18 protein-coding genes are annotated in these 18,647 nt (G+C 61.1%); 6 read left to right on the forward strand and 12 right to left on the reverse strand.

The genetic code is table 11. From position 1 onward, the window contains the following. Positions 1-10 precede the first annotated feature (10 nt). The 3 genes from IGW03_RS12460 to IGW03_RS12470 form a co-directional block, all read right to left on the reverse strand. On the reverse strand, positions 11-655 hold the full coding sequence (locus tag IGW03_RS12460) for an MBL fold metallo-hydrolase (protein ID WP_194722886.1): 645 nt from the start codon (positions 653-655) through the stop codon (positions 11-13). A gap of 455 nt (positions 656-1,110) precedes the next feature. Further along, positions 1,111-3,402, reverse strand: coding sequence for a leucine-rich repeat domain-containing protein (locus tag IGW03_RS12465; protein ID WP_194722887.1), 2,292 nt, complete (start codon positions 3,400-3,402; stop codon positions 1,111-1,113). 264 nt (positions 3,403-3,666) lie between these two features. Then, positions 3,667-4,668 carry a GlxA family transcriptional regulator gene (locus IGW03_RS12470; RefSeq protein WP_194722888.1) on the reverse strand — a complete coding sequence of 334 codons (1,002 nt, stop codon included), beginning with the start codon at positions 4,666-4,668 and terminating at the stop codon, positions 3,667-3,669. Positions 4,669-4,766: 98 nt separating this feature from the next. On the opposite strand from IGW03_RS12470, the gene IGW03_RS12475 reads away from it, so the two are divergent. Together IGW03_RS12475 and IGW03_RS12480 are read left to right on the forward strand one after the other, a co-directional pair. Then, positions 4,767-5,030 (forward strand): tautomerase family protein, encoded by a 264-nt coding sequence (locus tag IGW03_RS12475; protein ID WP_194722889.1) that lies wholly within the window; start codon positions 4,767-4,769, stop codon positions 5,028-5,030. Next, positions 5,027-5,458: an MAPEG family protein gene (locus tag IGW03_RS12480; RefSeq protein WP_194722890.1), complete on the forward strand. Its 432-nt coding sequence runs from the start codon at positions 5,027-5,029 to the stop codon at positions 5,456-5,458. The genes IGW03_RS12475 and IGW03_RS12480 overlap by 4 nt, the downstream gene beginning before the upstream one ends. Positions 5,459-5,645: 187 nt before the next feature. Here the strand turns inward: IGW03_RS12480 and IGW03_RS12485 are convergent, their stop codons facing one another. Next, the gene (locus IGW03_RS12485) at positions 5,646-6,917 is read right to left on the reverse strand and encodes an amidohydrolase family protein (protein WP_194722891.1); all 1,272 of its coding nucleotides are present in this window, start codon (positions 6,915-6,917) and stop codon (positions 5,646-5,648) included. A gap of 195 nt (positions 6,918-7,112) precedes the next feature. Here IGW03_RS12485 and IGW03_RS12490 point away from each other — a divergent pair, with 195 nt between their 5' ends. Continuing rightward, entirely contained in the window at positions 7,113-8,021 is a 909-nt protein-coding gene (locus IGW03_RS12490) for an ion transporter (protein ID WP_194722892.1), read from the forward strand. A 21-nt stretch (positions 8,022-8,042) separates the two neighbouring features. Here the strand turns inward: IGW03_RS12490 and IGW03_RS12495 are convergent, their stop codons facing one another. Next, on the reverse strand, positions 8,043-8,363 hold the full coding sequence (locus IGW03_RS12495; RefSeq protein WP_194722893.1) for a cupin domain-containing protein: 321 nt from the start codon (positions 8,361-8,363) through the stop codon (positions 8,043-8,045). Between the two features lie 247 nt (positions 8,364-8,610). Between IGW03_RS12495 and IGW03_RS12500 the strand changes: the two genes are divergently transcribed. The 3 genes from IGW03_RS12500 to IGW03_RS12510 all read left to right on the forward strand — a co-directional run bounded on the left by IGW03_RS12500 (position 8,611) and on the right by IGW03_RS12510 (position 12,382). Further along, positions 8,611-9,735 carry a branched-chain amino acid ABC transporter substrate-binding protein gene (locus IGW03_RS12500; RefSeq protein ID WP_194722894.1) on the forward strand — a complete coding sequence of 375 codons (1,125 nt, stop codon included), beginning with the start codon at positions 8,611-8,613 and terminating at the stop codon, positions 9,733-9,735. Positions 9,736-9,921: 186 nt separating this feature from the next. Continuing rightward, positions 9,922-11,724, forward strand: a complete 1,803-nt coding sequence (locus tag IGW03_RS12505; protein ID WP_194722895.1) for a thiamine pyrophosphate-requiring protein — start codon at positions 9,922-9,924, stop codon at positions 11,722-11,724. A 52-nt stretch (positions 11,725-11,776) separates the two neighbouring features. Then, positions 11,777-12,382 (forward strand): undecaprenyl diphosphate synthase family protein, encoded by a 606-nt coding sequence (locus IGW03_RS12510; RefSeq protein ID WP_194722896.1) that lies wholly within the window; start codon positions 11,777-11,779, stop codon positions 12,380-12,382. 19 nt (positions 12,383-12,401) lie between these two features. On the opposite strand, the gene IGW03_RS12515 is transcribed toward IGW03_RS12510, so the two are convergent. The 7 genes from IGW03_RS12515 to IGW03_RS12545 all read right to left on the reverse strand — a co-directional run bounded on the left by IGW03_RS12515 (position 12,402) and on the right by IGW03_RS12545 (position 18,587). Beyond that, on the reverse strand, positions 12,402-13,739 hold the full coding sequence (locus tag IGW03_RS12515; RefSeq protein ID WP_194722897.1) for an Nramp family divalent metal transporter: 1,338 nt from the start codon (positions 13,737-13,739) through the stop codon (positions 12,402-12,404). A gap of 166 nt (positions 13,740-13,905) precedes the next feature. Then, positions 13,906-14,823: a manganese catalase family protein gene (locus IGW03_RS12520; RefSeq protein WP_194722898.1), complete on the reverse strand. Its 918-nt coding sequence runs from the start codon at positions 14,821-14,823 to the stop codon at positions 13,906-13,908. Between the two features lie 150 nt (positions 14,824-14,973). Then, positions 14,974-15,141, reverse strand: coding sequence for a hypothetical protein (locus IGW03_RS12525; RefSeq protein ID WP_194722899.1), 168 nt, complete (start codon positions 15,139-15,141; stop codon positions 14,974-14,976). A gap of 117 nt (positions 15,142-15,258) precedes the next feature. Next, entirely contained in the window at positions 15,259-16,065 is an 807-nt protein-coding gene (phnE, locus tag IGW03_RS12530; RefSeq protein WP_194722900.1) for a phosphonate ABC transporter, permease protein PhnE, read from the reverse strand. Then, positions 16,062-16,898, reverse strand: a complete 837-nt coding sequence (locus IGW03_RS12535) for a PhnE/PtxC family ABC transporter permease (protein WP_194722901.1) — start codon at positions 16,896-16,898, stop codon at positions 16,062-16,064. The genes phnE and IGW03_RS12535 overlap by 4 nt, the downstream gene beginning before the upstream one ends. Before the next feature lie 16 nt (positions 16,899-16,914). Further along, positions 16,915-17,736 (reverse strand): phosphonate ABC transporter ATP-binding protein, encoded by an 822-nt coding sequence (locus tag IGW03_RS12540; protein WP_194722902.1) that lies wholly within the window; start codon positions 17,734-17,736, stop codon positions 16,915-16,917. Beyond that, entirely contained in the window at positions 17,736-18,587 is an 852-nt protein-coding gene (locus tag IGW03_RS12545; protein WP_194722903.1) for a putative selenate ABC transporter substrate-binding protein, read from the reverse strand. Before IGW03_RS12545 ends, IGW03_RS12540 begins: the two co-directional genes overlap by 1 nt. Positions 18,588-18,647: the final 60 nt, after the last annotated feature.

The raw sequence follows: 18,647 nt of genomic DNA on the forward strand, positions 1-18,647 counted from the left end.
TTGTCGATCCTCAGCGGAAGCGCACATCGCCGACAAAGGAATTGTGCTGCCGTTCATGGCCGAAGGTCGAGGCCGGTCCATGGCCGGGAATGAAGGTCACGTCGTCGCCGAGCGGCCACAGCTTGCTGCGGATGGAGTCGATCAGCGTGTCGTAATCGCCGCGAGGGAAGTCGGTGCGTCCGATCGAGCCCTGGAACAGCACGTCGCCGACAAAGGCCAGCCGCAGGCCTTCATGAAAGAACACCACATGGCCCGGCGTATGGCCGGGGCAGTGCAGCACCTGCAGCGTCTGTTCGCCGAAGCTCACCGTGTCGCCGTCTTCCAGCCAGCGGTCCGGTTCGAAGGCGTCGGCCGGCGTAAAACCGGGGCGCCGGGTCGATTCCGGCAGCCGGTCGATCCAGAACTTGTCTTCCCGCTGTGGCCCTTCGATGGGGACGCCGAATTCCTCGCGCACGATGCCGGCCGCGCCGCAATGATCGGTGTGGCCATGGGTCAGGAACACTTTTTCCAGCGTTACGCCCAGCTTTTCCAGCGCGGCGCGCAGGCGCGGCACCTCGCCACCGGGATCGACCAGCGCGGCGCGTTTGGTGTTTTCACAGATGAGGATGCTGCAGTTCTGCTGGTAGGGGGTGACGGGGACGATGGCGCATTTCATGGCGGGCAGGGTGGAAAGACGGGAAACGGAATCATACCAAGCAAGGTGGCGGACTAGGGCGTGTCATCAATTGGTTTGTGAGTGCGAACGGGCCATAGGCGTTGCAGGCCTAGGCGCGGCGACGCGTCGTAGCCGGGGCTAGGGCAAGGAGCTGCAACACCGGCATGCGGCGCCTATGGCCCGTTCCCGAAGGGTTCTTGCCAAAACGCGTGCTACGGGCGTTGCATGGCTAGCCAAGGCGGCCAGCCTTGGCGTCGCCACGCGCCACCCGTACGCGTTTTGGCAAGAACGCATCTCCCAAACCAATTGATGACACGCCCTAGTTTTTCAATTGATGAAAACTGATGAAACCAGATTGCCGCAAGGAGGATAGCCATCAATGCGAAAGCGCTCTTGCACTGCGTTTGAGCGCTTCCCCTCAAGCGTCATGAAAGCCTGTGAAACAGCATCGCGCGTCAGTACTGAACAACCTGAATAGTTTCGGGCAAGTTCTTCAATGCGGCATCAGTCAACTTGGCGCATCCCTTCACGGACAGATATTCAAGCCAAGGGGGCAGCCTGCCCGGAGTGAGTGCCGCGTCGGTGATGTCATCATTGTCGGACAAATCAAGATACCGCAGTTTGTCAAAGCTGCTCAGATCCGTCAGGTGATCGTCGCCAAGCCCTGCAAAGGACGACAGGCTCAGATGGGTAAGGTTATCCTTCACGGAGGCCAGTGCATGCTGGAGCGTTGCCATATCGAAAGTAGGATCTGAGCTGCTTAGACTGAGATTTTCCAGGGCGGGAAGCTGGCCCAGGTCTACGGATTTAAGAACATCCATACTGGATGCATTCAGGCTCTTGAGCGATGCAAGAGGTGGTAATACTAAATTCGTGATGATAAAAGATGAAGACACATCGAGGCGTTCAAGATTGGGCGTCTTTTTCAATGCATCATTTAGACCATCTTCGCTTACCATTGAGAATGAAATAGCAGAGGATGACATTTCAAGGCTTGTAAGCCTGCTCCCGCATTTTTCCAATATTTGATTAAGCGTTTCATCACGAAGGCGATGTCCTACGTTGGAGATGTTAAGCCCTGTGAGTTCATTTGCCCTTTCTAATGCATTTAGGAAACTATTGAAATTTCTGTTTATCAGGTCGCTGCATCCGGCCACATTGAGCTGTTCGAGATTTGGTACATGCGCAGATGCATCATCAAAATTCTGGCCTGTCAGTCCTTCCATGTTGGAAAGATCCAGATGCGTGAGTCCTCTTGCCCTCAGCAGCACATCGGAAAGCATGTGGGCGGTGCCACTATCGATGTTCAAGTCCGCTAGGACCAGATGCGTGAGATTCGGCGCTCCAGTCAATGCATTTGCTATCCCTTGAAGCGTTAAAGTGCCGCATCCGCTTAGATTGAGATAGGTAAGGTTTAGCTTTTTTTCCAGTGCACCTGCAAGCGTGCCATCGTTGAGGCAGTTGGGATTATTTGCCAGATTGTGATCCCCATATTCGGACACATTCAAATGTGTGAGATTTGAAAGATGATAAAGCGCTCCGCGAACGTCGAGGTATCCAATTGAATGATTAGGATTGGACAGGCGCATATTCAAATGCGTAAGTCCGCTTAATTTTTTTGGTATTTCAAGAAGATTTCTTTCGTTTAATGTATGCAAGACCTTGTTTCCGGATACAGTGAGTTGCTTGAGTTGCTCTGGCTTGGGTATGCGGTTGTTCAGCAAGTTTTCTACTCCATCCATGGATAAATTGTCGCAGTTCAAAACATTGAGCGACTCAAGGCGTCCCAATTGCCGACGCATCAGATCGCGTAATTCGCCATTCTTGAAATGTAGGCTATCAAAGTTTCCTTTAGTGAAAACAAGGGACCGAATCTGATCTTCTCCGTGGGTACACAAAGCTGCTTTGAGATCTTCTGTTGAAGACACATTAATATTAGGAAACGTCAGTTTTCCAATTGCGTCTGCAAACTTTGCTATCAGGCGATACCGCTTTCTATCTGCAAGCGGCAACATGGAAAGGATCTGAAGTTGAATCTCCGGCGGCAGGTCGGATAGATTCCTTGTCTTGTTAATGTCATGCTTTTCGGGAAATTGGGTTCCGACATCCGTGAATTGGCGTTCGGCTGCAGCCGGACTGGGCGGGGTACCAGTTTGAGCTGGGGCATCAGCTGGCCTGGTAGAGAAAAGCGCTGTTTGTGAAGAACCTGCGCTTGCGGTCTCGTCGTTCGGAGATGGCGGTAGCGGAATATCAGCAGGGTTTGCCGCTGACAACGCTACTTGTGAAGAATTCGAGCTTGCGGTGTCGCCGGCCAGAGATGGCGATGGCGGAGTACCGACGGAATCAGCCATACTCGGAACTGGAGGAATATCAGCAGGGTTTGCCACTGACAACGCTACTTGTGGAGAATTCAAGCTTGCGGTTTCGCCGGCCAGAGGTGGCGATGGCGGAGTACCGACGGAATCAGCCATACTCGGAACTGGAGATGGTGTTGGTTCAGATGGGCGGGCGGGCAGTGCGGTAGCGCCATCGCCCGGGTGACGAGCAGGCCTCAACTTTTTTATCAAACTTTGCGCCAAACTTCGTCCTATAAACGTCGGAGTCGGCTGCCGTGATTGCTGCACCGAGGGTGGATCAGCCGTCCCGGCAGAAGGGTTTGCCGCGGCTGTGGTTGCCGCTGCCTGATCAAATGCCGGGTTTGAAGGTGAATTGCAACTGGATGAAAAGTGCAGATTCTTTAAATGCATTTCAGTGATTTTCCTGGTGAAAGTGTTATGAGAAGTGTGCCGGGTTTGCAGTGCGCCGCGACCGTAGACGGCGGTATGAGACACAGCACCGGCTTTCTCGCCGTAAAAGCCTTCTTCCGGAGGATCGCTTGATCGCTTAATGGCTTAGTTATGCCGCGTCCGGAGAAGAGCGATTAAGTGGCACTTTCCCGCCAGCCGGTTCCATTCGACAGGATGTTAATTCCTGCCGCTCTTCATGACTTCATGGCATGCCTTGGAGAGCCGTTATTGGCGCAAGCCGAAGCGCGCCCGGTATTCACGCGGCGTCAGCCGCGTGCTGCGCTTGAACACCTTGCTGAAGGTCGAGACATCCTCGTAGCCGCAGCGGCCGGTGATGTCTTCCAGCGACAGCCGTGTCGATTCCAGCAGCGCCTTGGCGCGCTCCACCGCGAGCTGCTGCGCATACTGGATCGGGCTCATGCCGAGCGCCTGGCGGAAGCGGCGCAGAAGGGTGCGCGGCGTGGTGTTGCAGTGCTCGGCCAACGCTGTCATGGTCCAGGACTGGTCCATGTGCTTGTTCAGCCAGCGCCGCGCCCGGTCGATCACCGCATGTCCTTGGTCCTGCATCAGCGCCGTGGCGATATAGGGCGCCTGGCTGCTGCGGTTGCCGTCCATGACCAGCACCTTGGCGACGCTCTGGCGCAGGGCGTCGCCGCCGAAGCGGCCGACCAGCCACAGCGACAGATCCAGATAAGAAGTGATGCCGCCGGAAGAAATGAACTGGCCGTCCTCGACCACCAGCTGTTCCGCATCCAGCGCCACATCCGGATAGCGCTTGCGGAAGAAATTGCCGAGCCACCAGCTAGTGGTGGCGCGCCGCCCGTCGAGCAGGCCGGCCTGCGCCACCAGGCAGGTGCTGGAGCAGCTGGAGATGATGGGTCTGTCCAGCTGCGCATAGCGCCGCAGCAGATCCGCTTCCGGGCCGAGCTGTTCCAGCTGCGGCGTCAGCTCGTGCGGATCGGTATGGTCGATGCCGGGCAGCATGAGCGCATCGAATGCATCCAGATCGGCAGGGCCGATGGTGAAGCCGAGGCCACCGACCTGCACATTCCCTTCGCCGCGCGCGCCGAACCATTGCGCTTCGAAATGCACGCGCTGTGCCGCCGGCCGGTAGCCGGACAGCGCGGTGGCGATGCGGAACACGTCGAGTGGCAGCACCGCGCCGCTGCGCAGGCAGCCGGGATAGATCAGCACGCCGATGCGAATGGTTTTGGGAGATTCGGACATGTGTCGGATTTAACCATAAATATGTCGTTTCCGACAATGGCCGCCATGACGGCTCGCTTCGATAATGGCGGCACGATCAACAGCACATGGAGCCGCACATGCCTTTTCTCGAACTGCATACCGTCAAGGGTTTGCTGTCCCCGGAACAGAAACGCTATCTGATGGAAAAGTTTTCCGACCTGCTGGTGGAGGTTGAGGGCGGAGGCGATCCCGAATTCCGCAAGATGGTATGGATCAATATCGACGAACGCGAGGCGTCCTGCTGGCGGATCGGCGAATTGTGGCCGACCGAGGAAGCCGTCGCGCGCCATGTCGAGGCGAGAGAAGCGATGCGCAAGGCAGTACCGGGAGCGCAGCAATGAACGCCTATCCGGCCTTGCCCGTCTTCGCTATGGCGCTGGCGGCGCTGTTCCTCAAGACTACGCTGACCAGCTTTCTGCAGATCGCCACCCGCTTCCGCAGCCGCAGCTTCACCGTGCCGGAAGACGCGGCGATGGTCGGTGTGCGTCCGAAGGAAGCGGAAGCGCCGCTGGTGCAGCGCTGTGCCAGCATCTGGCGAAATGATGTCGAGAACCTGCCGCTGTTTCTTGCGCTGGCGCTGACCTATGTGCTGCTGGGCGCATCGAAGGAATCGGCGCAGCTGCTGTTCGCGCTCTACGTCGCCGCGCGCTATGCGCACACCGTCATCTACCTGCGCGGCTTGCAGCCGTGGAGGGCGCTGAGTTTTCTGGCCGGGCTGCTCATCTGCTGGATCATTGCGGTGCGCATTGTGATGCTGTTGCTGCAGTAAAGACAGTAGGTAGTTGATCAGCGGCTCACCGGTCAGCAGACTTGGGGAATCTGCAGGGGCACCGAGCGAACCAGCTACTGATTGCGTGACTCACAGATGATGACGAGTCAGCGATTCAATCACCGCTATGGCACTCAATAGCAAAAACCCGCTTACCATTGGCATACTGAAATACCCTTCGGTCTAGTTACTGCCCCAACCTGAAATCCACCTGCTCCGGCCGCCCCGGCAAATTAAGCTCCGCACGCGCCGCCGGCGACCGGCTGATCACCCGCCCTCGCCGCAGCACATAGCGGCGCGGCGCACGCAGGCGAATCGCCTCGATCGCACTGCCCGCATCGAGAATCACCAGATCCGCATAGCAGCCCGCCTGCAAGCCATAGCCTTCCAGGCCGAGAATGCGCGCTGGCGTTTCGGTCACCGCGTCGAAGCAGGCGCGCATCGCTTCCTGGCTGGTCATCTGCGCCACGTGCAGGCCCATGTGGGCGACTTCGAGCATGTCGCCCGAGCCCATGCCGTACCACGGGTCCATCACGCAGTCGTGGCCGAAGGCGACGTCGACGCCGGCGGCCATCAGTTCCGGCACGCGGGTCATGCCGCGGCGTTTCGGATAGGTGTCGTGGCGGCCCTGCAGCGTGATGTTGATCAGCGGGTTGGCAATCGCCGCGACGCCGGATTCGGCGATCAGCGGCAGCAGCTTGCTGACGTAATAGTTGTCCATCGAATGCATCGAGGTCAGGTGCGAGCCGGCGACGCGGCCGTGCAGGCCGAGCCGGTTCGCATGATAGGCGAGCGTTTCGATGTGGCGCGACATCGGGTCGTCGGATTCGTCGCAATGCATGTCCACGCGCAAACCCTTGTCGGCAGCGAATTCGCACAGCAGCCGCACCGATTCCGCGCCTTCGGCCATGGTGCGCTCGAAATGCGGGATGCCGCCCACCACGTCCACGCCCATCGCGATGGCCCGCTTGAGATTGTCGAATGCGGTCGGGCTGCGCAGCAGGCCGTCCTGCGGGAAGGCCACCAGCTGCAGGTCGAGATAGGGCGCCACGCGGCGCTTGACTTCGAGCAGCGCCTCCACCGCCAGCAGGCGGTCGTCGCAGACGTCGACATGGCTGCGAATGGCCAGCAGTCCGCGCGCCGCCGCCCAGTCGCAATACTGCATCGCCCGCTCGATCAGCGCTTCCTGCGCCAGCAGCGGCTTGAGCTCGCCCCACAGCGCAATGCCTTCGAGCAGCGTGCCCGACTGATTCACGCGCGGCTGGCCGTGGCTGAGCGTCGAATCCATGTGGAAGTGGGCATCGACGAAAGGCGGCGCCACGAGGTCGCCGTTGGCATCGATCTCCTGCCTGCCTTTCATGGCAAGGTCGGTGCCGATGGCGGCGATCTTGTCTCCGCTGATCGCGATGTCGGCGCGGGTATGGTCGGGCAGGGTGGCGTTGCGTATGACGAGATCCATGCGGCTATCTTCCTCTATGGTGATGAATACAGTCTGATTGTTGCAGCATCCTGCAAGGAAATGGTGCGTTTGCCCAAGGAAAGGGAAAGCTTTTGCCGCTGGTGCAAGAAGGGTGCCGGTGCGCAAGCTGCCAAAGCGGCAATACCGGTCCTGTAGAATCGCGCCTGTCCGGATTTCGCACGACTGCCAGCCATCATGACCCAGCGTACCCATTCTTCTGCCAGTGCATCGCCGCGCGCACACAAGCCTGCCGACCCCGCAGTTTATTTCGGCCGCCCGGCGCCGGGCTGGCGCGCCCGCCTGTTCACCATCATCTTCGAGGCCGACACGCTGCCGGGCCGGATATTCGACTTCAGCCTGATCGCGGCCATCCTGCTGAGCGTGGTGGTTGTCATGCTCGACAGCATCGAGGGCATCAACTTCCGCCACGGCCGCCTGTTCGGCGGGCTGGAGTGGTTCTTCACGATCCTGTTCACGCTGGAATACATCGGCCGCCTGTGCTGCGTGCGGCATCCGATGCGCTATGCGACCAGCTTCTTCGGCATCATCGACCTGCTGGCCATCGTTCCATCCTTTGCGGCGCTGCTGATGCCGGAACTGCATGCGCTGATCGACTTCCGCCTGCTGCGCTTGCTGCGCATGTTCCGGCTGCTCAAGCTGACCTCCTACATCGAGGAATATTCGATGCTGGGCAATGCGCTGATTGCCAGCCGCCGCAAGATATTCATCTTCCTGTCGGTGGTGGCGATCCTGGTGGTGCTCAACGGCACACTGATGTACGTGATCGAGGGCGGACCGGGCACCGCCTTCAGCAGCATCCCGACCGCCGTCTATTTCGCGATCACCGCGGTCACCACGGTCGGCTTCGGCGACATCACGCCCAGGACCGATCTCGGCCGCGCGATCACTTCGCTGTCGATGCTGATCGGCTGGTCGATCCTCGCGGTGCCGACCGGCATCATCACTTCCGAAATGACGCTGCAGAAGGTGCAGCCCAAGCCGACCACCCGCACCTGCCCGGAATGCCTGGCCAGCGGGCTGGACGCCGATGCCAACTTCTGCCAGAGCTGCGGCTCGCGCCTGCCGCATTACGAGCATGACTGAGTGGGCTGACTGCAGATTCGTTCAATAGAACACGGCCAGCCAGACCGTCTCCATATCGGCGGCAGTCCATTCCACCCGGTGCCGTTCATGCGCCGGAATATTGACGAAGTCGCCCTCGGCCAACTCCAGCAGGCGGTCGCCGTTCTCGAAGCGCAGCGCGGCGCTTCCCCTGAGCAGCGCCACCCATTCATGCTCGTCCTGGTCGTACCAGAAGCCTGGCGGCGAGGCATGGCCGCGCGAGACGATGCGCTCGATGCGCACGCGGCCGGCGCCGGCCAGGGTTTCCATCAATTCCTGCGGCAGATCGGCCGGAATGCCGGTGAACAGATTGCTTGATTCCATGTCGTCGGGTTTGTTGTCTAAGTTCCATTTCCTGCAAAAAGCCGAATTTAATTCACCTTTGGCCCGCGAAGGAAAACAAATTGATACAAAACCTCGGTTTACGTAAAAAGAACGCAAGATAATTTTGCACGACCTTGTCCATAATCCTCAGCCGTGACTCAACCAGTTCACAGCGCTGGCGCTGGCCGAAAGCCGAAGGTGCTCTAATCGCCGTGCCATGGAGAAGATACTTAAACGAGGAAACCACATGTACCAGAACAAGATTATCGCTGCCCTGGCTCTGGCCGGTCTGGCAGGCATGGCCACCGCACAGGAAACCGTTGTCAAGATCGGCCACAGCGGCCCTCTGTCCGGTGCACAATCCTTCGCCGGCAAGGACAATGAAAACGGCGCGCGCCTGGCCATCGACGAACTGAATGCCAAGCCGATCACCGTCGGCGGCAAGAAGGTCAAGTTCGAACTGGTCAGCGAAGACGACCAGGGCGATCCGAAAGCCGGCGTCAACGTCGCGCAGAAGCTGATGGACAGCGGCGTCAAGTACGTCGTCGGCCCGTACAATTCCGGCGTTGCGATTCCCGCATCCCGCGTCTACAACGACGCAGGCGCACTGGTTGCCACCGTCGGCTCCAATCCGAAGATCACCGAACAGGGCTACAAGAGCCTGTACCGCATCAACGCCAGCGACACCCAGCTCGGCTCCAAGATGGCGCTGTACGCCGCCAAGGAACTCAAGCTGAAGAACGTTGCCGTCATTGATGACCGCACCGCATTCGGACAGGGCGTTGCCGAAGAGTTCAAGAAGCAGGCACGCGCTTCCGGCCTGAACGTCGTGGGCCATGAGTTCACCAACGACAAGGCATCGGACTTCACCGCCATCCTGACCAGCCTGAAGTCGAAGAAGGCCGAAGCCATCTTCTTCGGCGGCTATGCACCCCAGGGCGGCCCGATGGCGCGCCAGATGAAGCAGCTCGGCCTGAATGCCAAGCTGCTCGGCGGCGACACCATCTGCGCAGCGGAAATGGGCAAGCTCGGCGGCGAGGCCGTCGGTGAAAACGTGCTCTGCGCGCAGGGCGGCGCCATCCTCGACAAGGCAGCTTCCGGCCCCGAGTTCAAGAGCAAGTACAAGAAGCAGTTCAACCAGGACCCGTCGGTCTATGCCGCTTCCTTCTATGACGGCGTGATGCTGTACGCCGATGCAATGAAGAAAGCCGACTCGGTCGATCCGGCCAAGGTCAATGCGGCCGTCCGCCAGAACTCGTACAAGGGCGTTGCAGGCACCTACGCCTTCGACGAGAAGGGCAACATGAAGGAATCGCCGGTAACGATCTTCACCTTCAAGAACCAGCAGCCGGTTCCCCTGACCAGCTACTGATGCTGCAGCGATCCCGTTGCGGGATTGCATCATGCACCATCAAGGAAAAAAGCGACGCTTCGGCGTCGCTTTTTTTCGTCTTGATTCCTGTTTGCGGACGCAGCGCTTCATGCTGCTGGTTGGCAAGCGGAATGCAACTTGCTTGGCCATGCGCTTTCGATCACTTCAATCATGGAGGAAAGCATCATGGCCAATGTCGGTACTGTCGGCACAGTCGGCACTGCGGGCACTGTAGGCGACTTCATCCTGCAGCGGCTGCAGCAGTGGAACATCCGGCGCATCTACGGGTATCCCGGCGACGGCATCAACGGCATCATGGGCGCCTTCGACCGCCAGGATGCGATCGAATTCGTGCAGACCCGGCATGAGGAAATGGCTGCCTTCATGGCCTGCGCCCATGCAAAATTTACCGGTGAAACCGGTGTCTGCCTGGCGACCTCCGGCCCCGGCGCGATTCATCTGCTCAATGGCCTGTACGACGCCAAGCTGGACCACCAGCCGGTGGTTGCCATCGTCGGCCAGCAGAAACGGGCCGCGCTCGGCGGCGATTACCAGCAGGAAGTGGATCTGCAGGCCCTGTTCAAGGATGTCGCGCATGAATACGTGCAGACCGCGATGACGCCGGAGCAGGTGCGCCACCTGATCGACCGCGCCTTCCGCATCGCGCAGGAGCAGCGCACGGTGACCTGCATCATCATCCCCAACGACCTGCAGGAACTCGATGCGGTGGAAACGCCGCCGCGCGAGCATGGCACCGTGCATTCCGGCATCGGCACGGTGGGTCGCAATCTGGTGCCGTCGGCCCATAGCCTGCAGCAGGCGGCCGACATACTCAACCGCGGCAAGAAGGTGGCGATTCTTGCCGGCGCCGGTGCATTAGGCGCCACCGATGAGCTGATCGAAGCAGCGGAGGTGCTCGGCGCCGGCATCGCCAAGGCGCTGCTGGGCAAGGCCGCGGTGCCCGACGACCTGCCTTTCGTTACCGGCAGCATCGGCATCATCGGCACGCGGCCGAGTTTCGAAATGATGAACGGCTGCGACACGCTGCTGATGGTCGGATCGAGCTTCCCCTATGCGGAATTTCTGCCGCCCGAAGGACAGGCGCGCGGCGTGCAGATCGACATCGACGCCAGGATGAGCAGCCTGCGCTATCCGATGGAATGCAACCTGATCGGCGATGCGCGCGAAACCCTGAAAGCTTTGCTGCCGCTGCTGGACCGCAAGAGCGACCGCGGCTGGCGCAACGAGATCGAAGGCAATGTGACGCGCTGGTGGCAGACCATGGCGCGCCGCGCGATGGATGCGGCCAAGCCGATCAATCCCCAGCTGCCCTTTCATGAACTGTCCAAACGCTTGCCCGACGACTGCATCCTGACCTGCGATTCGGGTTCGACCACGAGCTGGTATGCATTGCACCTGCAGATGCGGCAGGGTATGCAGGCCTCGCTGTCGGGTGGACTGGCCACGATGGGCTGCGCAGTGCCCTATGCGATTGCGGCCAAGTATGCGCATCCGGAGCGGCCGGTGATCGCCCTGGCCGGCGACGGCGCGATGCAGATGAACGGCATCAACGGCCTGATCACGATTGCGAAGAACTGGCGCGCCTGGAGCAGGCCGAACCTGGTGGTGATGGTACTCAACAACCGCGACCTGAACTTCGTCAGCTGGGAGCAGCGCGGGCAGGAGAGCAATCCGAAATATGCACCTTCGCAGGATCTCCCGGATTTTGCCTATGCCGACTTTGCCCGCATGCTCGGCCTGCACGGCATCCGGGTCGAGAGCGCGGACCAGGTCGGCGCGGCCTGGGACCAGGCGCTGGCAGCTGACCGGCCCTGCCTGCTGGAATTCGTGGCCGATGCCAACGTGCCGCCCCTGCCGCCGCACATGACCCGCGCCCAGGCCAAGTCCTACTACGAAGCAATAGACAAGGGCGACCCGGATGCACAGGCAATCCGCACGGCATTGGAGAAGCAGCAATCCGAGTCCTGAGCAAAACTTTTATAGTCAGGCGGTTCCCACCCAACTTGCACAGCGATAACCCATGGCGCTTCCAAAACACATCGGCTTCATTCCCGACGGCAACCGCCGCTGGGCGGTCAACCGCGGCATGGGCAAGCAGGATGGCTATGCGTTCGGGATCGAACCCGGGCTGCAGCTGTACGAGCAATGCAAGGCGCTCGGTATCGAGGAAGTGTCGGTGTACGGCTTCACGCAGGACAACGTGAAGCGGCCGTCGGAACAGAAGCATGCGTTCAGCCAGGCCTGCGTGCACTTCGCCGAGGAAGTGACGCGGCGCGGCTGCGCGCTGCTGGTGGTGGGCGATGAAGACTCGGAGCAGTTTCCCGCCGAACTGCGGCATTTCCGCAAGCGGCACAGCAGCGGCATCAAGGTGAATTTCCTCGTCAACTACGGCTGGAAATGGGATCTGGCCGGCATGAAGCAGGGGGACATCCGCTCAAGCGACGTCTCCCGCCTCGACATGGTGGTGCGCTGGGGAGGGGGGCGGCGGCTGAGCGGCTTTCTGCCGGTGCAGTCGGTGTATGCCGATATCTATGTGGTTGACGATTACTGGCCCGACTTCATGCCCGAGCATCTCGACCAGGCCCTGGAATGGTACTCGCGCCAGGACCGAACGCTGGGCGGCTGATCGATGCCGCTCTATCGAATCAGTTCATCAGCAGCCCGTAAAGCATCGCGCCGTTCAGCGAGACGATGATGCCTGCGACCAGCCATGCAAGCAGACTCAACCAGCGCGGATTGACGAAACTGCCCATGCGCTTGCTGTCGCTGGTGAAGCGCACCAGCGGAATCACCGCGAACGGCAATTGCAGGCTCAGCACCACCTGGCTGAAGACCAGCAGCTTCGCGGTGCCGCTTTCGCCGTAGTAGATGGTCGCGATCAGCGCCGGCACGATGGCGATCGAACGCGTCAGCAGGCGGCGCAGCCAGGGCCGCATCTTCAGCTGCACATAACCTTCCATCACGATCTGTCCCGCCAGTGTTGCGGTCAGCGTCGAGCTCTGTCCGGACGCCAGCAGCGCCAGGCCGAACAGGATGCTCGCCAGGCCGGTGCCGAGCAGCGGCGTCAGCAGATGGTAGGCATCCTGGATCTCCGCTACCTCGCGGTGTCCGCTGGCATGGAACACGGCGGCGGCGGTGATGAGGATGGAGGCATTGACGACCAGCGCCAGCAGCAGTGCGATCACCACATCGATCGATGCCCACTTCATCGCGCTGCGGCGCCCCTCTTCATCGAGCGCATAGCGCCGCGTCTGCACCGTGGACGAATGCAGGTAGAGGTTGTGCGGCATGACGGTCGCGCCGATGATGCCGATGGCCACATACAGCATCGCCGGATCGGTGATGGTCTGGCTGTTGGGGATGATGCCGGCGGCGACTTCGCGCCACTGCGGCTGCGCGAGGATCAGGTTGAAGACGATGCAGACGAAGATCACGCTGAGCAGGCCGATGATCAGCGCCTCGAAATAGCGGAAGCCGCGCTGCTGCAGCCACAGTACCACCAGCACATCGAGCACGGTCAGCGTCACGCCCCAGGCCAGCGGTATGTTGAACAGCAGGTTGAGCGCGATCGCGGTGCCGATCACTTCGGCCAGGTCGGTGGCGCAGATGGCGATTTCGCAGATCACCCACTGCGCCAGCGCCGATCGGCGCGAGTAATGCGCGCGGCAGGCTTGCGCCAGGTCCATGCCGGTGGCAATGCCGAGGCGCGCGGCGAGTATCTGCAGCAGGATTGCCATCAGGTTCGACAGCATGATGATCCATAGCAGCGAATAGCCGAAGGAAGAGCCGCCGGCGAGATCGGTCGCCCAGTTGCCGGGGTCCATGTAGCCGACCGCGACCAGGTAGCCCGGTCCCATGAAGCCGAGCAGGCGTCTTATCCAGTGGCCGCTTTCGTTAACGGAAACGCTGCGAAGCATGCCGTTTCCGTCTGCAGTGTTCGGTGAATTCCAGGCTGGTGCGTCCGCGAGGGTGGGCGGTGGCATGAAGGCGCATCCTTGTTATCTTTTTCCTCCGGCAGGCGGCGGTGCGAGGCGCCGCCTGCCTGGACTGGACAGGTGGTCATTGCTGCACGCAGCAATGACGCTGCGATTCACCGGCTCATCGATTCAAGATTCAATCATCATGAATGATGAGTTGATGAATCAGTGATCACGGCTTGATCGTTTTGCCCTTGAGCGATTTTCCCTGGTCGGTGCCGGGTGCGGCGCCGAGTTCGGCACCGGTCGGCGGATCAAGGGTCGGGTTGGATTGGGTGCGCTTGGCCATGACGTCGAGCGCGGTCATTTCCTCGGGCTTGAGCTGCACGCTGGCAAGGCCGTCGCCGCCATCCACCGCCATCTGCTCGTTGCGGTCGGATACGAACATCCACTGGTCGCCCTGGTTCCAGGAGCCGCGCATGTCGCCTTCGCCCTGCGACATGTTGAAGTAGACGCTGGCGAAGCGCGAGTCGCCAGGCAGTTTGCCCGGAGGGAAATTGGGCTCGATGGAATACAGCGCCTTCTCGAACGACTTCTGGTGCGCAATCTCGCGCGTCATCAGGAAGCCCAGCGCTTCCTTGACGCCGGGATCGTCGGTACAGTTGATCAGGCGCTCATACACGATCTTGGCGCGCGCCTCGGCCGCGATGTTGGAACGCAGGTCTGCGGTCGGCTCGCCGATGGTGTCGATATAGGCCGCGGTCCAGGGCACGCCGGCGGAATTGACGAGCGGCGTACCTGCGCCGTACAGCACCTGTGTCGTATGGCTGTCGTTGCCCGCGCCGTTGATCTTGCGATACATTTCCGCTTCGCTGTCGATGCCTTCTGCCAGCGGACCCTTCGCGCCCTTGTTCAGCATGGCGACTAGATTGCCAATCACTTCAAGATGGCTGAGCTCTTCGGTAGCGATATCCATCAGCATGTCCTTGCGGCCCGGATCGTCCTCGCTCAGCGCCTGCGTGAAATAGCGGCAGGCTGCGGCGAGTTCGCCCTGCGGTCCGCCGAATTGTTCCAGCAGAAGATTGGCCAATCCTGGATTGCTTTCTGTGACGCGTACCGTGTACTGAAGACGTTTGTTATGAGCAAACATGGAATTCCTCTCGTAAGTTGCCTGGCAATGATGCTGGGCCAGGTCGCGTTGATAGGTGGACGCGACGAGAATGCAAGACATGTACCACGCAGGCCGGCTGCGTAATAGATAGCTGCGATCTTTAGGATGGGATCGATATGCGCTTGTTATTCAAGCGATTGCTGCGGTGCGTCGCGGTGAAGGAAAGACAGGGAAAGAGAAGATCACTGCGCAAGATTTACCGGCGCAACGTACAAAGTGCATGCGCAGATGACGCATGCCGATGATCTCATCATCGATCAAGGTGGCAATGAAGAGTGAGGAGCCGTGTGTAGACATGACGCGGCTCATTTGCTGAGACTATCACCGCGATTGAAAATTCCTTGCGGCGCAGAGCCGATGTCTGCAGTATCAATCCGTTTGATTGAAGCAGGAAAAGGTTCATGCATCAACACATCAACGCATCAATAGGCGTCGCAGTGCGAAGCTTCCCGCATCGACGAAGGCGACAAGCAGCAGCATCGCAATGATCACGGTGGCGGCCTGATGCATCTGGAAAAGCGAGAGGTGATACTTGAGCATTTGCCCGAGACCGCCCGCACCGACCACGCCGAGGATGGCTGCAGCGCGGATATTGTTTTCCCAGCGATACAGGGTGTACGACAGCATCTGCGGCAAAGCCTGCGGCAATGTCGCATACAGGAACGCCGGCATCGCCTGCGCGCCGTTCAGCCGCAGCGACGATTCCGGCAGCGGTGAAGTATTCTCCAGCGCATCGGCGAACAGCCTGCCCAGCACACCGCTGGTATGGAAGGCAAGAGCCAGCGTGCCGGCGAACGGGCCCAGTCCGGCCGCGACGAGAAGGATCGACGCCCATACCAACTCGGGCACCGAGCGCGATACGTTGAGCAGCATGCGCGTGAACGCCTTGGCGCTTGCGCCGAAACGGCCGCTGGCCGGCACGGCGAGCAGGATGCCCGCTGCGGCGGCGAACGCAGTGCCCAGCGCCGACATGGCGATCGTTTCGGCCGCCGCCAGCGCCGTCTTGCGCAGAAAGTTGGGCGCGCTTTCCGGAGGCGCAAAACCGCCGAGGAAATCGCGCGCGGTGCGCAGCGCATCGAACGTGAAGAATGCCTTCCATTGCAGGGGCAGCGTGGCGAAGCTGGCAATCACCAGCGCCAGGAGGCCGAGCAGGAGCAGCAGCGTGGAAATGCGGATGCCGGGCGGAGGCGACGGCGCGATGCCGGGTGTATTCGGCGTCATGCCAGCCTCCGCCGCAGCAGCTTGCTCACGAGATCGGCGCTCGCCACCAGCAGCACGAAGATGATCAGCATGGTCGCGACTTCGCCGCCGGCCAGCATCTTCATCGACTCATCCATGCGCTGGCCTAGCCCGCCTGCGCCGACGAAGCCCATCACCACCGAACCGCGGATTGCGCACTCCCAGCGATACACCGTGTACGACACCAGCTCCGACGCCGATTCCGGCAGGGCACCGTACAGCAGCGCAGCCAGTCTTCCGCTGCCGTTGTTGAGCAGCGCGTCGCTGGCATGCGGATCGGACGATTCCAGGATCTCCGCATACACCTTGCCGAGCATGCCGCAGTAGGTGAGGGCGATGGCGAGCACGCCGGCGGTCGGTCCGAGACCGACGATGCGCACCAGCAGCAGCGCCCACACCAGTTCCGGCACGCTGCGCAGGAGAACCAGCAGCCAGCGCATCAGCTGCCTGACGATGCGCCCCAATGCACCGGTGCGGCCGGTGCCGAGCCGCGATACCGACAGGCGTTCATTGATGAGAATGGTGAGCGGAACGGCGCCGATCAGCGCCAGCGTCATGCCGGCGGTTGCAATCGCAATGGTCTGCCAGGTCGCCTCGGCGACCAGCAGCAGGAAATCGGGAGCATGCGCGGGCGGCAGGAAGGACGCGAGAAACATCCCGGTCGCTTGCAGGCTTTGCGCATCGAGCAGAATCCAGGGCTTGAATTCGCTCCAGGTCAGCAGCGGCCAAAGTACGATGAGCATCAGCACGATCGCGGTGACGCGCCCGCGCCAAGCCGGATCGGAAGGAATGACGGGAGTCGCGCTGGTAGTCATGGCTGCGGCAGACGGCTCAGAAGCAGCCGGAGGCGAAGCTGCGGCCGGCGCCGATGCCGGGTTCTTCGCCGACGGCGACCTGCGGCTCCCGGCCGGCCTGCTGGTACAGCGCGGCGATCATCTGGTCGCTGACGGCTTCGCGCGGCGCATCGAATACCACGCGGCCGCCGCGCAGGCCGACGATGCGGGGAAAATGCGCGCGGGCCAGCTCGACCTGGTGCAGGCTGCAGACAAGGGTTGCCTTGCGCGCCGAGGCTTCCTGCTGCAGCACGTCGAGCGTCTGCTGCGCCAGTGCCGGATCGAGCGCCGACAGCGGTTCGTCCACCAGCAGCGCCTGCGCATTGGAGACGAGCAGGCGCGCCAGGCTGCAGCGCTGGCGCTCGCCGCCGGACAGGCGGTCGACTCGTGCATACAGCTTGTCCTGCAGATCGAACCTGGCGAGCGCATCGTAGGCGGCTTGCGGATCGGCCGGCTTGAAGAGAGAGGCGACAGCCTTGAACAGGCTCCATTGCGGCAGCCGACCTGCCAGCACCGCGGTGATCACGCGCTGGCGCGGCGGCAGCGGCGGCGTCTGCGGCGCCAGGAAGATGCGCGTGCGCAGCGCATGTCGTCCGCTCGAACTCAGGCCCCAAGGCTCGGCATCGAGCGCGCGCAGGCTGCCGCTGTCGATGCTGCGCGCAAAGGCGAGCGTATGCAGCAGCGTCGTCTTGCCGGCGCCGGAGGGGCCGATCAGCGCCACCTGTTCGCTCTGCGCGATCGACAATGTCACGTCCGACAGCGCGAGCCGGGGCAGCGCCGGCGAATAGCGCACCGAGACGCCGCGCAGTTCAAAGCTCATTACTTCAGCAATCCTGCCTGCTGCGCCGCCTTTTCGATCGACGCATAGTTTTCCGTCCTGGTCGGAATGAAGCGCGTGGCGCGCTGCAGTTCGAGGATTTCCTTGCCTTGGGCATTATTGGCGTTCAGCGCGAGGAAAGCATCGGTGATCTTCCTGCGCAGCTCGGGATTCATGTCCGAGCGCACGGTCCAGTTGTAATCGAAATAGCCGGGCGTGGTGTAGAACACGCGCAGCTTGCTGCCGTCGACCTTGTTCTGCGCCACCAGCTTTTCCCAGACCGAGATGTTGAGCGCACCGGCATCGACCTTGCCGCCGGCCACTGCGGCCACGGTGGCGTCGTGCGCGCCGGAGAAGGCGACGCGCTTCATGTCCACATCAGGATTGATGTTGGCTGCGAGCAGATAGTAGCGCGGCATCAGGTGGCCGGAAGTCGAGGACTCGGAGCCGAACGCGAAGGTCTTGCCCTTGAGGTCTTCGAGCTTGCTGACCGACTTGTCGGTGGTGATGAAGACCGACTTGAATTTTTCATCTTCTTCGCGCTGCACCAGCGGAATCACCTTGCCGCCGCTGCGCACCTTGGCCTGGACGAAGGTGAAGCCGCCGAACCACACCATGTCGAGCTTGTTGTTGATCAGCCCTTCGACCGATGCCGCATAGTCGGTCACCGGAACGAACTCCACCTTCATGCCGGTCTTCTGTTCCAGATAGCTGCCGAGCGGCTTGAACTTGCGCTGGAGCTCGGTGGGCGCTTCGTCGGGGATGGCGGAGACGCGCAGCACCTGCTGGGCCTGGGCGCCGGCGGCAAGCAGCAGCGCGCCGATGGCAAGGGTGAACCGGAACAGAGATTTCATAGTGGTGGATGGATTCGAGTCGATATTGTTATGCGGGTTTGCGCGCATGAGCCGAAGACT

Origin of the sequence: Noviherbaspirillum malthae (assembly GCF_015352985.1) — a bacterium.
Classification (GTDB): Bacteria; Pseudomonadota; Gammaproteobacteria; order Burkholderiales; family Burkholderiaceae_D; genus Noviherbaspirillum; species Noviherbaspirillum malthae.

Excerpts from the sequence above, each read along its gene's own strand:
- IGW03_RS12540 (WP_194722902.1), bottom strand. The coding sequence starts at position 17,736 with ATGAGCTTTGAACTGCGCGGCGTCTCGGTGCGCTATTCGCCGGCGCTG.
- IGW03_RS12475 (WP_194722889.1), top strand. The coding sequence starts at position 4,767 with ATGCCTTTTCTCGAACTGCATACCGTCAAGGGTTTGCTGTCCCCGGAA.
- IGW03_RS12515 (WP_194722897.1), bottom strand. The coding sequence starts at position 13,739 with ATGCCACCGCCCACCCTCGCGGACGCACCAGCCTGGAATTCACCGAAC.
- IGW03_RS12470 (WP_194722888.1), bottom strand. The coding sequence starts at position 4,668 with ATGTCCGAATCTCCCAAAACCATTCGCATCGGCGTGCTGATCTATCCC.
- IGW03_RS12525 (WP_194722899.1), bottom strand. The coding sequence starts at position 15,141 with ATGTCTACACACGGCTCCTCACTCTTCATTGCCACCTTGATCGATGAT.
- IGW03_RS12545 (WP_194722903.1), bottom strand. The coding sequence starts at position 18,587 with ATGAAATCTCTGTTCCGGTTCACCCTTGCCATCGGCGCGCTGCTGCTT.
- IGW03_RS12535 (WP_194722901.1), bottom strand. The coding sequence starts at position 16,898 with ATGACTACCAGCGCGACTCCCGTCATTCCTTCCGATCCGGCTTGGCGC.
- IGW03_RS12465 (WP_194722887.1), bottom strand. The coding sequence starts at position 3,402 with ATGCATTTAAAGAATCTGCACTTTTCATCCAGTTGCAATTCACCTTCA.
- IGW03_RS12485 (WP_194722891.1), bottom strand. The coding sequence starts at position 6,917 with ATGGATCTCGTCATACGCAACGCCACCCTGCCCGACCATACCCGCGCC.
- IGW03_RS12500 (WP_194722894.1), top strand. The coding sequence starts at position 8,611 with ATGTACCAGAACAAGATTATCGCTGCCCTGGCTCTGGCCGGTCTGGCA.
- IGW03_RS12460 (WP_194722886.1), bottom strand. The coding sequence starts at position 655 with ATGAAATGCGCCATCGTCCCCGTCACCCCCTACCAGCAGAACTGCAGC.
- IGW03_RS12495 (WP_194722893.1), bottom strand. The coding sequence starts at position 8,363 with ATGGAATCAAGCAATCTGTTCACCGGCATTCCGGCCGATCTGCCGCAG.
- IGW03_RS12490 (WP_194722892.1), top strand. The coding sequence starts at position 7,113 with ATGACCCAGCGTACCCATTCTTCTGCCAGTGCATCGCCGCGCGCACAC.
- IGW03_RS12510 (WP_194722896.1), top strand. The coding sequence starts at position 11,777 with ATGGCGCTTCCAAAACACATCGGCTTCATTCCCGACGGCAACCGCCGC.
- IGW03_RS12520 (WP_194722898.1), bottom strand. The coding sequence starts at position 14,823 with ATGTTTGCTCATAACAAACGTCTTCAGTACACGGTACGCGTCACAGAA.
- IGW03_RS12505 (WP_194722895.1), top strand. The coding sequence starts at position 9,922 with ATGGCCAATGTCGGTACTGTCGGCACAGTCGGCACTGCGGGCACTGTA.
- IGW03_RS12480 (WP_194722890.1), top strand. The coding sequence starts at position 5,027 with ATGAACGCCTATCCGGCCTTGCCCGTCTTCGCTATGGCGCTGGCGGCG.
- phnE (WP_194722900.1), bottom strand. The coding sequence starts at position 16,065 with ATGACGCCGAATACACCCGGCATCGCGCCGTCGCCTCCGCCCGGCATC.